The organism is Bacillus sp. A1, from assembly GCF_042296235.1.
In the GTDB taxonomy this organism is placed as follows: domain Bacteria; phylum Bacillota; class Bacilli; order Bacillales; family Bacillaceae; genus Bacillus; species Bacillus velezensis.
Genome location: NZ_CP141181.1, coordinates 3,245,067 through 3,258,833, shown reverse-complemented (window position 1 = coordinate 3,258,833; position 13,767 = coordinate 3,245,067). Strand labels below are relative to the sequence as shown.

13 protein-coding genes and 1 riboswitch are annotated in these 13,767 nt (G+C 47.7%); of the genes, 7 read left to right on the top strand and 6 right to left on the bottom strand.

The window, feature by feature from the left end; genetic code table 11:
* Positions 1-38: 38 nt before the first annotated feature.
* The gene (locus U2H13_RS16090) at positions 39-965 is read left to right on the top strand and encodes a substrate-binding domain-containing protein (RefSeq protein WP_014418869.1); all 927 of its coding nucleotides are present in this window, start codon (positions 39-41) and stop codon (positions 963-965) included.
* A gap of 30 nt (positions 966-995) precedes the next feature.
* Here U2H13_RS16090 and U2H13_RS16085 read toward each other — a convergent pair whose 3' ends face one another.
* Both U2H13_RS16085 and U2H13_RS16080 read right to left on the bottom strand, forming a co-directional pair.
* Positions 996-2,852, bottom strand: a complete 1,857-nt coding sequence (locus U2H13_RS16085; protein ID WP_121984700.1) for an LTA synthase family protein — start codon at positions 2,850-2,852, stop codon at positions 996-998.
* A gap of 41 nt (positions 2,853-2,893) precedes the next feature.
* Entirely contained in the window at positions 2,894-3,376 is a 483-nt protein-coding gene (locus U2H13_RS16080; RefSeq protein ID WP_003151759.1) for a metal-dependent hydrolase, read from the bottom strand.
* Positions 3,377-3,559: 183 nt separating this feature from the next.
* On the opposite strand from U2H13_RS16080, the gene sspJ reads away from it, so the two are divergent.
* Together sspJ and U2H13_RS16070 are read left to right on the top strand one after the other, a co-directional pair.
* Positions 3,560-3,700, top strand: a complete 141-nt coding sequence (gene sspJ, locus U2H13_RS16075) for a small acid-soluble spore protein SspJ (RefSeq protein ID WP_007410034.1) — start codon at positions 3,560-3,562, stop codon at positions 3,698-3,700.
* A gap of 122 nt (positions 3,701-3,822) precedes the next feature.
* A riboswitch (Lysine riboswitch) is annotated at positions 3,823-4,003 on the top strand.
* A gap of 110 nt (positions 4,004-4,113) precedes the next feature.
* Positions 4,114-5,526: an amino acid permease gene (locus U2H13_RS16070; protein ID WP_029973585.1), complete on the top strand. Its 1,413-nt coding sequence runs from the start codon at positions 4,114-4,116 to the stop codon at positions 5,524-5,526.
* Between the two features lie 51 nt (positions 5,527-5,577).
* Here U2H13_RS16070 and U2H13_RS16065 read toward each other — a convergent pair whose 3' ends face one another.
* Complete coding sequence (locus tag U2H13_RS16065) at positions 5,578-6,492, bottom strand: class I SAM-dependent methyltransferase (RefSeq protein WP_021494113.1); 915 nt, start codon at positions 6,490-6,492, stop codon at positions 5,578-5,580.
* Between the two features lie 146 nt (positions 6,493-6,638).
* Positions 6,639-7,577, bottom strand: coding sequence for an iron-hydroxamate ABC transporter substrate-binding protein (locus tag U2H13_RS16060; RefSeq protein ID WP_376700536.1), 939 nt, complete (start codon positions 7,575-7,577; stop codon positions 6,639-6,641).
* A 247-nt stretch (positions 7,578-7,824) separates the two neighbouring features.
* Between U2H13_RS16060 and U2H13_RS16055 the strand changes: the two genes are divergently transcribed.
* From U2H13_RS16055 to U2H13_RS16040, 4 genes are all read left to right on the top strand, one after another.
* Positions 7,825-8,862, top strand: a complete 1,038-nt coding sequence (locus U2H13_RS16055; protein ID WP_029973587.1) for an iron ABC transporter permease — start codon at positions 7,825-7,827, stop codon at positions 8,860-8,862.
* Positions 8,862-9,872 carry an iron ABC transporter permease gene (locus U2H13_RS16050; protein ID WP_014418863.1) on the top strand — a complete coding sequence of 337 codons (1,011 nt, stop codon included), beginning with the start codon at positions 8,862-8,864 and terminating at the stop codon, positions 9,870-9,872. The genes U2H13_RS16055 and U2H13_RS16050 overlap by 1 nt, the downstream gene beginning before the upstream one ends.
* A gap of 18 nt (positions 9,873-9,890) precedes the next feature.
* Positions 9,891-10,694: an ABC transporter ATP-binding protein gene (locus U2H13_RS16045; RefSeq protein WP_014418862.1), complete on the top strand. Its 804-nt coding sequence runs from the start codon at positions 9,891-9,893 to the stop codon at positions 10,692-10,694.
* A 120-nt stretch (positions 10,695-10,814) separates the two neighbouring features.
* Positions 10,815-11,965 (top strand): IS3 family transposase gene (locus tag U2H13_RS16040; RefSeq protein ID WP_099721935.1). Its coding sequence is split into 2 segments (ribosomal slippage): positions 10,815-11,088 and positions 11,088-11,965, totalling 1,152 coding nucleotides; the frame shifts between segments, so codons are not numbered across the junction.
* Between the two features lie 58 nt (positions 11,966-12,023).
* On the opposite strand, the gene U2H13_RS16035 is transcribed toward U2H13_RS16040, so the two are convergent.
* Positions 12,024-12,446, bottom strand: a complete 423-nt coding sequence (locus U2H13_RS16035) for a regulatory YrvL family protein (RefSeq protein ID WP_014418861.1) — start codon at positions 12,444-12,446, stop codon at positions 12,024-12,026.
* Positions 12,447-12,515: 69 nt separating this feature from the next.
* The gene (locus U2H13_RS16030) at positions 12,516-13,676 is read right to left on the bottom strand and encodes an oxalate decarboxylase family bicupin (RefSeq protein WP_007410043.1); all 1,161 of its coding nucleotides are present in this window, start codon (positions 13,674-13,676) and stop codon (positions 12,516-12,518) included.
* Positions 13,677-13,767 lie beyond the last annotated feature (91 nt).

Below are 13,767 nucleotides of genomic sequence, written 5' to 3'. Positions count from 1 at the left end.
ATATCTGAACAGTTATAATAAAAATGGAGCGTGATAATATGACAGAAGCCACTTCCTATACAATAGAAGAAGTTGCGGGCCTTTTGAAGGTCTCAAAACTGACAGTATATGATTTGATAAAAAAAGGACTCATTCCGGCGTACAGGGTCGGAAGACAGATGAGGGTCGATGAAGAGGACTTAAAACAATATAAAACAAACATGAGAATGTCAAAAAAGCCATCCGTATCAGAAGCTGCTGACCCGTCCCGCGGGCGGGAGCCGGAAAAAAGGCAGTCCGTTATCATCAGCGGGCAGGATGTGTCGATGGACCTCCTCAGCAAACAGCTGGAACAAACAATACAGGCGGCTCCGCTCCGCAAGTACAGCGGCAGTTTGAACAGCCTGATCGAGATGTACCGCGGGGCTTGTGACATCGTCAGTCTGCATTTATACGATGGGGAGACAGGGCAGTATAACATCCCGTACGTGAAGCGCATTCTTTCAGGGGAGCCGTTTGCGCTTTTTCATGTCGTGCTGCGGCAGGCCGGATTATATGTGAAAAAGGGCAATCCGCTGAACATTCAGGGCTTTCAGGACTTGAGCCGAAAGGATGTCCGTATCGTCAATCGCGAAAAAGGATCAGGCGCGAGGGTGCTGCTGGATGAACAGCTCAGATCTTTCGGTATTACGCCGTCTGATGTCGCCGGCTACCATGACATTGTCACGGATCATCTGTCAGCGGCTTCACAAGTGTCAAGCGGAAAGGCGGATATCGGAGTCGGGTCGCAGCATGCGGCGCATATGGCAGGCACGGACTTTATCCCGGTGATCAGTGAACAGTACGATGTGGTCGTCTTAAAACAAAACCGGGAGCTTGTTCAAAGCGTGCAGGACATCCTCAATTCTGAGGAATTCAAGTCTCAGCTTTCTCAATTATCCGGATATGATACGAAAATGACCGGACGGCTCATATATGAAACATGAAAAATCCCTCCATATAACGGAGGGATTTTTTTATTGCTTGTAAAACCGCAGCAGGTCGCCGTTTAATATTTTATCGGAAAGCATCAGCTCTTGTTCCGCTTTTTCTTTCTCATCGCTGCACGCGCTCATGTCAGAAAGCGATTCACCCGTTTTACGGCTGTAACACGTATTTTTCGTATAAATATGATCATCCGTGATAAAGCTGCCGTTTCTCAGCACCGCAAACGGAGTCCGCTCTCCGGAAAACAGATCATTGCCGAACTGAATGCTGCCTTTCGTTTCAATGCCGAGCAGGTGAAGCAGCGTCGGTCTTACATCAACCTGTCCCGCGGCGGAAGCAATCGTTTCCGGCGCACGGTCGGTCACCCCGGGAATATGAATGATAAACGGCACGCGCTGAAGCTGAACCGTATCAAACGGAGTGATTTCCTCTTTCCCTAAGAATTCGGCAAGTCCTTGATTATGGGCTTCGGATATACCGTAATGATCTCCCATCAGGACGATCATCGCGTTGTCATACAGTCCTTCTTTTTTCAGCTTCTTGAAAAAGTGTTTCAGGGCCTCATCTTCATAGCGGACCGTCGTCACATAGCGGTTTAATAAATCGCTGCTTGTGTCCGGTTCTTCAATGAGCTGATCCTGTTTATCAATTTCAAAAGGAAAATGGTTGGTCAAAGTCAGCAGGCTCGCGTAAAACGGCTGCGGAAGCTTCTTTAATTTTTCCGCTGACTGTTCGAGAAATTCCTTATCCTTCAGGCCCCAGCCTGTTGAATTTTCCTGTGTCACCTTAAATTCATCCGCGTCGAAAAAACGGTCGATTCCGAATGTCCCGTACATCTCATCCCGGTTCCAAAAGGCCTTATGATTGGCATGCAGAACGGCTGAATAGTATTGATGATCTTTTAACATATGGTACATCGTATTGAACCGGTGGCCGCTTTTTGTAAAAAAAACGGCGCCGCTTGAAGACGGATACAGCGAATTCGCAGTAATGAATTCTGAATCTGAGGTTTTTCCCTGTTCAGTCTGCTGATAAAAATGAGTGAAGTCATAACTTTTTTTCCGCAGTTTATTTAAAAACGGGGTAATCTCCCGCCCGTTGACCCGCTCATCCATTACAAAACGCTGTGTTGATTCGAGCGTAACAAAAATCACATTGCGCCCCTTTGCCAGCCCGAACTTTGATTCGGACGGCCTGCTGTAGTCGGCTTGAGTGTAATTTGCGACCGCCGCAAGGCTGTCTTCGTCGGCAAACGCTTTAGCCCCTGCATTCAGCGTCTGCGAAATGGTGTCATACAAATGAAAGTGGAACAGGCCGATTCCTTTTACGAGCGCTTCACGATCAAAAGGGTGCTTGAACAGCTTCGGCTGCTCGGCCTCAGACAGCGCAAGGTTGCACAGCATGAGGCCGGCTGATGCCCACGCATACGCTTTAACGGTACGGGTGCTGGCTTTTCCTTTACCGGCTTTATGCCTTTTACCAAGGTAAAACAAAACCGCAATATCCAAAAATAAAGCGATGTAAAGCGGGTGAAACAGCTCTTGGACGCTGCTTCCCATATCACCCATATTGCTCGTCTGAAACAAAACCGGTATGGTGATAAAATCAATATAAAAACCGTAAAACACCGTATTTGCGATTAAAATCCCCGTCAGCATCACATTTGCCGAAAGCAGAAAGATCCGCTGTTTTTTTTCCGTCAGCAGCAGGGCGATGCCGAACAGCGGCACAATGAAGCTCAGCGGATTAATGAGAAGCAGACATTCCTCAAGAACCGAATTGTTCTGCAGATCAAAACCGAGCTTATAAACGGCATAGGTTTTCATCCACATGAACAGGATGGACAGGCATAAAAACCGATGATTGCTGAAAAAGGTTTTCTTCATATGTATGACTCCTCACCCTAAAAGCGAAAGATGCTTTTTGTTTATGAGATGCGGCCGTGAACCAGTTCGTATAAATAATAGCAGGATACAATCGTTAAGCCGGCCAGCACAAGCTGCTCCGAAAAGCTCCCCGTTCTCATATAAAGGGGAAGACGGAAGCGGATGGCGGACGGAAACAGCAGTTTAATGCCGTTGACGGTCCATGCGTCAAGCACAAGATGGCTCGCCATTCCGATCATCAGTCCGGCGGAAATGCTCGGATTCGGAATATAGGTTGCCGTAATGAAAAACATAATAAGCATAAACAGCAGACTGTGTGTAAACGTTCTGTGGCCGAACACCGTGCTTACGATTTTGGACAGAACGGGCAGCGTTCTGCCGATTTTGCTTTTCGTATGGCATATGTCGGGAATCAGCGCTCCGAGGGCACCCGCTGAGGTCATAAGGACCGGATCATACCCGTAATAATACGCAATTGCGGAACAAGAAGCGATGCCTCCCATGATGTGTGTTTTTCCTGTCATTTTTCGCTTCTCCTTTTTATTTTTGCCAAAATCCCCTGAATTACAAATATATCAAGAGAATGCATGTTTGATCAACAAACTTTACCTGTTCCGCCAAAAGGAAGGAGACGCGGATTCCGCATATTCTGCCGCGGAAAAAGACACATTATAGGTGTACCTATATTTGATAAAGAGGTGATACAGATGGCTTTCTTTAACAAAGAAAAAGGAAAAAACAGCGATAAAAACAAAAATGTCATTCAAGGCGCGCTTGAAGACGCCGGTGCAGCTCTGAAAGACGATCCGCTTCAAGAAGCTGTTCAAAAGAAAAAAAACAACCGCTGACCATATAAGACGGGTAGGGCGAACGCTCTATCCGTTTTCCATCTAATTTTTCCCTTTGACAGATCTTTTTATCTCTGATAACCTCTGAGTAGAATTGAATGATAAAAATCCTCACTCTTTCTCGGTGAGGTAGAGGTTGCGCTTGATGATGAGTCGCACATGCCAGGCTGATAGGGGCCGCAAAACATGTGTTAAAGGCATCAGCGCCGAAGTGTAAAGAAAGCCGATCCTTCTTTATGCTGGGACTGTATCTGAATAAGTGCAGGACTGCCGCGTGCTTTTTCGCGGAGGGCTATCCGGAGATCAAGGGTGTGTGTGTTTCTTTAAGCATGGACTTTTGTTCAGGCTTTTTTTGCGTGTAAATATGGTCTCGGGGTCTGGTCCGTACGAATGAACAACCAGGAGGTACAGGAATGGAACAGACGAAAAAATGGGGTTTTTGGTTATTAACGGCGTTTGTCGTAGGAAATATGGTAGGCTCGGGCATCTTTTCGCTTCCGAGTACGCTCGCAAAAATCGCGAGCCCGTTCGGCGCTACATCGGCATGGCTTTTAACGGGAGCCGGTGTGTTAATGATCGCGCTGGTCTTCGGCCACTTATCCATCCGCAAGCCTGAGCTGACGGCGGGGCCGCAAAGCTATGCGCGTGCGCTGTTCAATGATCGGAAAAAAGGGAATGCAGCGGGCTTCACGATGGTGTGGGGCTACTGGGTGGCGAGCTGGATCAGCAACGTGGCGATTATCACGAGCCTTGCCGGATATTTAACATCATTTTTCCCGATTTTAACGGATAAGCGTGAAATGTTTTCGATCGGCGGTCAGGCGGTTACGCTCGGCCAGCTGCTGACGTTTGCCGTATGTACGGTTTTATTATGGGGCACTCACACGATTCTCGTCACCAGCATTAACGGTGCGAGTAAATTAAATTTCGTCACGACGTTTTCAAAAGTATTAGGATTTATCTTCTTTATCATTGCAGGTTTATTTGTGTTTCAAACGTCGTTTTTCGATCATTTTTATTTTCCGGTTCAAACAGGTCCTCACACAGTTGAGGGAATCGGCGGGCAGATCCACAATGCGGCGATTTCAACATTATGGGCGTTCGTCGGAATTGAATCTGCAGTCATCTTATCCGGACGCGCCCGTTCGCAGCGCGACGTGAAACGCGCCACCATTACCGGATTATTGATCGCGCTTGGCATCTATATCATCGTGACATTGATTACGATGGGCGTGCTTCCGCATGGTAAGCTTGTCGGCTCGGAAAAACCGTTTGTTGACGTATTGTACGCGATCGTCGGCAATGCGGGAAGCGTCATCATGGCGATTCTGGCGATTTTGTGTCTGTTCGGAACGATGCTCGGCTGGATTCTTCTCGGCTCTGAAGTTCCGTATCAAGCGGCGAAATCCGGAGACTTTCCGGCTGCTTTTGCAAAAACGAATAAACAGGGAAGCCCGGTTGTGTCGTTAATCGTAACGAACGTGATGTCACAGATCTTTATCTTTTCGGTTATTTCCCGGACGATCAGTGACGCGTTTACGTTTTTAACGACGGCGGCGACGCTCGCTTATCTGATTCCGTATCTCGTATCAGCGTTTTACAGCCTGAAGCTCATTTTTACGGGTGAAACGTATGACGAGATAAAGGGTTCAAGAGTAAGAGACGGTATCATCGCCATCCTTGCCTGCATTTATTCTTTTTACGTTATTATTACCGGAACGGCCGATTTAACGACCTTTATTCTCGGTATCGGGCTGTTTTTCGTCGGTTTGCTGTTATATCCTTTCGTCTCAAAGAAATTTGCAAACAACAGACAATCGGTATGACAAAAAGACATCTCACGTCTGTGAGATGTCTTTTTTATTTGCGGCAGCGGGTTACTTTTTGACGGCGTGTATATAATGAATGGTCTCGAATGCGGTTAAATGGTCAGTGCGTCCGCTGAAAAAACGGTCATTGACGTCCGCCGGAGATAAATGTTCATAAATAAGCAGACCTGATGATTCTAATATTTTTTCGATTTCTTTATAACTGAAACACGATAACATCGGTTCTCCGCTTGCTGCAGCCATTTTCACCATGTTTTCCACTCTGTTTGACAGTCCTCTTTCTTCAAAGAGCGACTCATCTGCATAATCAAACACGATAGAGCTTCCCGGCGGGACTTCGGCAAATAATTGTGTGAGCAGGCGGGCGAGATGCTTTTTCGTAAGATAGTATGACACACCGAGCAGGCTGAAAAAGGTTTTTTGGCGTGAAAAACCTTCCTGATACAGACGGCTGAAAGAAAGCGAAGCGGCGAAGTCCATCGGTACAAAATGAAGATGATGGGAAATGCCGAGGTTCAGATGTTTCAATCTGTTTATTTTGTCTTCCTGTGAAGCGGGATGATCGATTTCAAATATGTCTAAGGCGTTTGTCACCTCAGGATGCCTGAAACAAAAAGTATCCAGCCCCGCGCCAAGGATGACATACTGTTTGGCCCCGAGCTTCACTTCATTGAAAAGCACTTCTTCACAATATGCGGCACGGGCTAACGGTGTAGGAGACAGCTGGACTTGAGTCACCCATTTTAAGATGTCATCCGGTTGGCCTTGAAGCCTCTGGGCCATGTCTTTGCTGAAAAATGATATACCTTGAATCAGATGATCGCGGATGTCCGAATGCTCTTTTTCAGAAATCAGATCTTGTGCCAAAAAATCATCAAATATCACCGGGGTGTCGTATTTACTGTGGTACGCCCTTCCGAAAGCGGACAGCAGGGAAGTCATACTCGCCTTGTTTTCTTTCATATAAAGATCCTCCGTTATTTACATCAATCTCCGGCCGGGAGAATCTTATTATACATGTTAATCCAAAAATGTAAATTATAGCATAAATAAATTTTTTTGTCAAGTTTCAAGCGTAATAAAAAGCCGCTGTGACAGCGGCTTCGGGGTTACTTCGTTAAGCTTTTTGTGATGTAGTCGAGCTGGCCTTCAAGTGAGATCGGGTCTGAGAAATAGAAGCCGATCGGATCAATGCGGTAGACATGGTTTTGTTTGACGGCATCGAGGTTCTTCCAGATTGAGCTGTCAAGCACGCCTTTGTCGTCACCGCCGGCCTGCCATGGCCCCATAAAGATGTAGTCTCCCGCGAAGTCAGGCAGTTTCTCGAGTGAAATGCTGGCGTAGCCCGGCCCTTGATTAATGGCTTTTTCCTGCGTCAGTTTTGTGGCCTTCAGCCCGAGTTTGTCATAAATGATGCTTCCGCCGCGGCCGAAGTCTTTACCGAATACATAGATGTCTTTTCCGTTTGTCTGCATGATGGAGATGGTTTTTGAGCCGACCGCTTTTTGAACCTTTGTTTTAGCGGCAGCGGTTTTCTTATCCCATTCAGCCAGCCATTTGTCTGCTTTATCTTCAGTGCCTGTCATTTTCGCAAACTCTTTGAATTGATCAATGTTGCTGAGCTTGTCATATTTAATGGCGATTGTCGGCGCGATTTTTTCCAGTTTTTCAATGTCGGCGCCTTGTGTCGTCCAGACAACGATTAAATCCGGCTTTAAGTCAATGATTTTTTCAACGGACGTGCCGTCGCCGATGTTTGTCACACCCTTTGTTTTCCCTTTGTAATAAGGGTTTTTAAATACGTTTTGCGGCGCGCCGACAACATTGATGCCGAGCTGTTTAAAGCCGCCGTAGTAGCCGTCAGCCATGACGACGACCCGTTTCGGGTGCTTCGGAATTTTAATATTGCCGTTTTCGGCTTTATACGTGATGGTTTCTTCTTTTTCAGAAGAACCTTTCGTGTCTGAAGAATTGCCGCATGCGGCCAAAGCGGCGATGAGCAGCACGGCAATCAGCGCTGCGCCGATTTTCTTGTATGTATGGAACATCTGACATTCCTTCTTTCATAAAAATTAGTGATAAAGAGAATCATTATCAGTGTGATTATATCACTGCTTTCATAGAGAAGCACGCTCTTTTTTAAGAAAAACTTTCTTTTTTTATATGAAATTAGGTCTATTAAAAGAGAAGATAAAAGTGCTATACTGAAACAAGTCATTGATAATCATTATCATTACCATTCTTGTTTTGAGAAAGGAAGAACGAGTGTTGGGTCTATTGAAAAAGAAACAGACAATGACGGCTCAAGGGGCATCAGGGAGTGAAATCCAGTGGACGGCGCGTTCATTCCGGGCTGCTGTGCTGCTGTGTGCCGGTATTGCGGTTTTATTGATCGGCGCGGCTCTGTCTGTTTCCATCGGAGCTGCCGATATTCATCTGCGGACGGTGTGGGATGCTCTCTTTCACTTTCAGCCGCAAAATACATCTCATCAAATCATACGCGATCTGAGGCTGCCGAGAACTGCCGCCGCCGCGCTCGTCGGGGCTTTTTTAGCTGTGTCCGGGGCGATTATGCAGGGGCTGACGCGGAACCCGCTTGCTGAGCCTTCCATTATGGGCGTGACGTCGGGGTCAGGATTTGCGATCGCATTGGCATTTGCTTTTTTTCCGGGTCTGTCTGCGGCGGGACTTGTTTTGTGGTCCTTTGCGGGAGCGGGAATCGGAGCGCTTATTGTGTTTGGCATCGGCCTGTTTTCAAAAGGCGGTCTGACACCGGTGAAGCTCGCGCTGGCCGGTACGGCAGTCGGCTATTTCTTAACGGGGCTTTCAAGCGCGATTGCGATCCGTTTTGATGTCGCCCAGGATGTGAAGTTCTGGTATGCCGGAGGAGTTGCTTCCGTGAAATGGGAAGGCGTGCAGCTGCTTTTGGCGGTCGGGGTTATCGGGCTTTTGCTGGCATTTCTGATTGCGCGCTCAGTGACGGTGCTGAGCTTGGGTGAGGAACTGGCCAAAGGGCTCGGGCAGTACACATCGCTTGTGAAAGTAATCGGAATGTTTGTCGTTGTCCTCTTGACGGGGGCTTCAGTCTCAGTCGCCGGAGCCATTTCTTTTATCGGCTTGGTGATTCCGCATATCACCCGGTTTTTAGTCGGGGTAGATTACAGGTGGATCATTCCCTGTTCGGCGGTATTCGGCGCCGTTCTGTTAGTCTTCAGTGATATTGCCGCAAGACTCGTCAATGCGCCGTTTGAAACACCGGTCGGCGCTTTAACCGCCCTTATCGGCGTTCCCTTTTTCTTTTATTTGGCGCGCAGGGAAAGGAGAGGGCTGTAATGAATGTAAAATCGAAAAAACCGCTGGCGGTCATGGCCGTTACGTTTTTGCTCATATGCATCGTCTTTTTTATCAGTTTAAACATGGGGGTGATCCGGATTGCGCCTCTTGATACGCTGCGTGTCTTTTTCGGACAGGGGGATGCCCGGGATCAGCTCGTTTTATTTGAATTCAGACTGCCGCGCATGGTGCTGTCATTGCTGGTCGGCGCCGGAATCGCGGTTTCAGGCGCGATTTTTCAAAGCGTGTCTCAAAATGACTTGGCGGAGCCGGGCATTCTCGGTATTAACGCCGGAGCGTCTTTGGCGGTCGTTCTGTTTATCTTCTTTTTCCAAGGATCAGCTGTTGATTTAAGCATGGCCGGTACATGGCTGCTTCCGGTGAGCGCTTTGGCGGGGGCTTTTCTGGCTGCGCTGCTCATCTATGTTCTGGCTTGGAAAAAAGGCGTTTCACCTGTCCGGCTCGTTTTGGTCGGGATCGGCGTCAATGCGGGGTTTAATGCGCTTCTCTTGATTTTTCAGCTGAAAATGGACCCGCGGGATTTCATGCAGGCGCTTGTATGGATTTCCGGTTCGATTTGGAACGCCAATTGGAAAATGGTGCTGTCCATTTTGCCGTGGCTGCTGGTTCTTTTACCGTTCAGCCTCTATAAAGCCAGGTATTTAAATGTGCTTCAGCTCGGTGATCAGCTGGCGGCGGGGCTTGGCACCCGGGTTGAAAAGGAGCGGCGCGTTCTGCTGATGTCCGCCGTTGCCCTGACCGCGTCATGTGTTGCGGCAGCCGGCGGAATCGCTTTTCTCGGACTCATTGCACCGCATTTGGCCAGAAGGCTTACCGGGCCGCGCCACCAGACGCTTATCCCGGTTTCGGCTTTAATCGGAGCATTTTTATTTCTGCTTGCCGATACGCTGGCGAGAAATGTGCTTGCACCGTCCGAAATTCCCGTCGGCCTGGTGATTTCCGTGCTCGGAGCGCCGTATTTTGTATATTTACTGATGAAAACGAAATAGAGGAAGGAGGCTGCCGCGATGAACTCATTATCGGCGGAACAGCTTACTGTCGGTTATGGTGACCGTTTGATAGCGAAAGAATTGGATATCGCCATCCCGAAAGGAAAAATTACAACGCTGATCGGTCCGAACGGCTGCGGAAAATCGACGGTTCTCAAAACGATGTCAAGAATCATGAAACCGAAATCCGGCGCCGTCTATTTAAACGGACAGGCGATCATGCAAAAATCCACGAAGGACATCGCCAAGGAAATGGCAATTCTTCCGCAGACGCCTGAAGCGCCGAGCGGGCTGACGGTGTACGAACTTGTTTCTTACGGCAGGTTTCCGCATCAGTCCGGAATGGGCCGTTTGAGTGATAAAGACCGTGACATGATCAAATGGGCGCTTGAAGAGACGGGGATGGCCGAATTTTACGACCGGCCGATCGAAGCGCTTTCCGGGGGACAGCGGCAGCGTGTGTGGATCGCCATGGCGCTCGCTCAAGAAACGGAGCTGCTGCTTCTTGATGAACCGACCACTTATTTAGATCTCTCCCATCAGCTTGAAATTTTGCAGCTGCTGGACAAATTAAACAAGGAGCAGGGCCGCACCATTTTAATGGTCATTCATGATCTGAACCATGCCGCCCGTTTTTCCCATTACATGATCGCCCTGAAAAAAGGGCGCGTCATCAAGGAAGGAACGGCGGAGGAAGTCATGACTCCCGGCATATTGGAAGACGTTTTTCAGATTGACGCACAGATTGTAAAAGATCCGCGCACGAACAAACCGGTCTGCTTAACCTACGATTTAATCCGGCATGAAAACGCAACCGTATGATGAAAAAAAAAACGCAGAGCCATTCGGGACTGACCCCATAAGATGAGACAAACAAAAAACACCTTCAAGTTTGAAAACGGATGATTGTTAGCCGAAATTAGACTTGGAGGTGTTTTTTCTATGGGGACAAGAGTGAGTTATCCGGTTGAAGTGAAACAGAAGGCTGTAGAAATGAGATTGGCAGGCGTGCCTATGAAAGAGATCATGCAGGAATTGAATATTAAGAATAAGACACAGGTTCAGACATGGGTTAGATGGCATAAGACTGGGGATACACATCGATTCGAACAGCCTGTCGGAAAGCAATACACTTACGGAAAAGGCCCGGAGTATTCTTCCGAATTAGAGAAACTGCAGGCAGAAAATCGTTATCTGAGACAACAGAATGAAGTTTTAAAAAAGTGCAACGAATTGGAAAGGAAGCTGATAGCGAAACGCCAGTCGAGCTTGTAGAAGCATTGCGCGGCACAATGACCATACAGGATATCTGTATTCATTTAGGTATCTCACGAGCATCTTATTATCGTTGGAAGAAGAATCTGATGAAAGATAACCCTAAATACCATTTAGAAAAACAAATCGGCACGTTGTGCCGAGAACACAAGTTTCGATATGGCTATCGGAAAATCACAGCCATATTAAAAAAGGGAATGCGTGTGAATCATAAAACGGTTCAGCGCATTATGCAGAAGAATCAGTGGCAATGCCGGGTTAAGGTGAAAAAGCGCAAGAAAGATGGGCAGCCATATGCCGTGGCCGAGAATATATTGGATCGAAACTTTCAGTCTGAACGCCCTCTGGAAAAGCTAGTAACGGATATCACATATTTGCCTTATGGGCAGAAACAATTGTATCTTTCCAGTATATTGGATTTATACAATGGAGAAGTGATTGCTTTTACAATTGGCGATAGACAGGACACAGACTTTGTCTTACACACACTTGATCAGCTGCCCGCACTGCCAGAGAACTGCGTGTTACATAGTGACCAAGGTTCTGTTTATACATCTTATGAGTATCAGAAAGCTGTTAAAACAAAAGGCATTACCATGAGCATGTCCCGCAAAGGGACGCCCGCTGATAATGCCTCCATCGAATCGTTTCATTCCTCACTAAAGTCTGAAACGTTCTATCTTAACAGCATTGATCGAACTACGACGACCATCGTAGAACGCACTGCCATAGAATACATTCATTATTATAACAATATTCGTATTCAAACGAAACTAAACAGCCAATCGCCGATACAATATCGGCAATTGGCTGTATGAAGGTGTTTTGATCCCTGTCTCAAAAACAGGGGTCAGTCCCATTCCGGCCTGCGTTTTTTTATTGCGCCCGGGGCTGCTTTTGTCCGGAGACGCATTTATCCAAAACGAAAAAAACTCCCGCCACAATCAGCTCCTCCGTCGTTGACAGCCAAATCTTTTCAATCAGTTTGTCCGTCGTATACGCGGTCATCCAGAGGAACAGCAGCTGAACGGTGCTGGCTAAAAGGAGAAAAGGCAGCCTGCCCGTCCCAAAAAAGGTAAAGCTATGTATCATCAGCCGCTCAAGCGGTTCAAAACATAAACCGAGAAGAATAAAAAGCACGGAAAAAAGCAGGACGTACGCCATCGATCCGTAGCTCGTCCCGGCTAATGAAAATACAGCCATCATCACGATAAAATACCCGAATAATACGGCAGCGGCTGCCAGGGCATACCGGAGCACCTGAAGAAATAACATTTTCGTCCCGTTTTGATTGATCATCTGTTCAGCTCCTTTTCACACAGAGGAGACTTGCAGAGACGGAACTCTGCAAGTCGGTGTGTATCTTCTTCAGCATTTCTTTTTGACGACAGGGTGTTTCTCTTTCGAAAGAATATCCGTAAAGTCTTTGCCCAGATCCAGATGCTGCTGGACGAATTTCTCGGGAAGCATGGCAAGCCATTGGTTCAGGGACACATCGGCATAGTGGTCATCCTTGAAGATTTCCAGGAAGACGAGCGGCTCATCTCCCAAATTCTCCACATAGTGGCCCATTGCGAACGGAACGTAACCGACATCCCCGGCCTGATAGTTAAATGTTCTTGCATGGCCGTCCGATGCAAAAACCGTCATCCGCCCTTTACCGGAAATATAATACTGCCATTCATGCGTGTTCGGATGCCAGTGCAGCTCTCTCATTGCGCCCGGTTCGACCACGACAAGCGCTGAAGCGATCGTTTTGGACACTTTGAAGTTTGTGGAATCCGCGATATATACTTTGCCGCCATCCGTCTCAGCAGTCGGGCCTTCATCCAGCAGGCGGTAAGTGAACGGATATGGCACTTCACCGTTCGGGCCTTCCACAATGTCATCTTTCAGCTTCCCGGGAACCGGCTCTTCAAAGATATATTTTTCTTTCCCGGGCAGGCCGGCGAGGTCTTTTTCTGAAACCCCGAAGTTGTTGGCGATGACATCAAGCGGTGTGTGGGCAAGCCAGTCAGTCACTTGGAATGTGCTGTTTTCTGAGAAGGAACCGTCATCAAAAACCAAGAGGAATTCACAGCCTTCTTTCAGCGCCTGAATGGAGTGCGGCAGGCCTGACGGGAAGTACCACAGATCTCCTTCCTTCACGTCATCGATAAAACTGCGTCCCTGTTCATCAACAATCGTGACCCGCGCTTTGCCCGTCAGCATATATGCCCATTCCGCTTCTTTATGCCAGTGCAGCTCACGGATGGCGCCCGGTTTTAAACGCATGTTGACAGATGCCAGATTTTCAGAAATCGGCAGCTCGCGAACGGTCACCTCACGCGCGTATCCGCCCTTTTCCAGCCGATTGTGCACATCTGAGAAAGAGAATTTCATATTATCCACTGTGCCGTGATCCGTTTCCGGCGGCGTCAGCATATCCGGATTTTGGCGGTCTCTTTCAAGGTTGCGCGGAATCGTGACGGTCGCCCCTTTGTCTCCTCTGATCGGCTGCGGGATATTGCAGTTGTTTTCTTTTGACATGTAAATCGTCTCCTCTCAAGCTTTGTTTTTTCAGAAAGAGAATGTGAAAGGCCTTTCGTTTTCCCTTCTGCTTTGTTAAGTGATGCGTTCC

Excerpts from the sequence above, each read along its gene's own strand:
- U2H13_RS16080 (WP_003151759.1), bottom strand. The coding sequence starts at position 3,376 with ATGACAGGAAAAACACACATCATGGGAGGCATCGCTTCTTGTTCCGCA.
- U2H13_RS16050 (WP_014418863.1), top strand. The coding sequence starts at position 8,862 with ATGAATGTAAAATCGAAAAAACCGCTGGCGGTCATGGCCGTTACGTTT.
- U2H13_RS16060 (WP_376700536.1), bottom strand. The coding sequence starts at position 7,577 with ATGTTCCATACATACAAGAAAATCGGCGCAGCGCTGATTGCCGTGCTG.
- U2H13_RS16035 (WP_014418861.1), bottom strand. The coding sequence starts at position 12,446 with ATGATCAATCAAAACGGGACGAAAATGTTATTTCTTCAGGTGCTCCGG.
- U2H13_RS16055 (WP_029973587.1), top strand. The coding sequence starts at position 7,825 with ATGACGGCTCAAGGGGCATCAGGGAGTGAAATCCAGTGGACGGCGCGT.
- U2H13_RS16085 (WP_121984700.1), bottom strand. The coding sequence starts at position 2,852 with ATGAAGAAAACCTTTTTCAGCAATCATCGGTTTTTATGCCTGTCCATC.
- U2H13_RS16090 (WP_014418869.1), top strand. The coding sequence starts at position 39 with ATGACAGAAGCCACTTCCTATACAATAGAAGAAGTTGCGGGCCTTTTG.
- U2H13_RS16045 (WP_014418862.1), top strand. The coding sequence starts at position 9,891 with ATGAACTCATTATCGGCGGAACAGCTTACTGTCGGTTATGGTGACCGT.
- U2H13_RS16065 (WP_021494113.1), bottom strand. The coding sequence starts at position 6,492 with ATGAAAGAAAACAAGGCGAGTATGACTTCCCTGCTGTCCGCTTTCGGA.
- sspJ (WP_007410034.1), top strand. The coding sequence starts at position 3,560 with ATGGCTTTCTTTAACAAAGAAAAAGGAAAAAACAGCGATAAAAACAAA.
- U2H13_RS16070 (WP_029973585.1), top strand. The coding sequence starts at position 4,114 with ATGGAACAGACGAAAAAATGGGGTTTTTGGTTATTAACGGCGTTTGTC.
- U2H13_RS16030 (WP_007410043.1), bottom strand. The coding sequence starts at position 13,676 with ATGTCAAAAGAAAACAACTGCAATATCCCGCAGCCGATCAGAGGAGAC.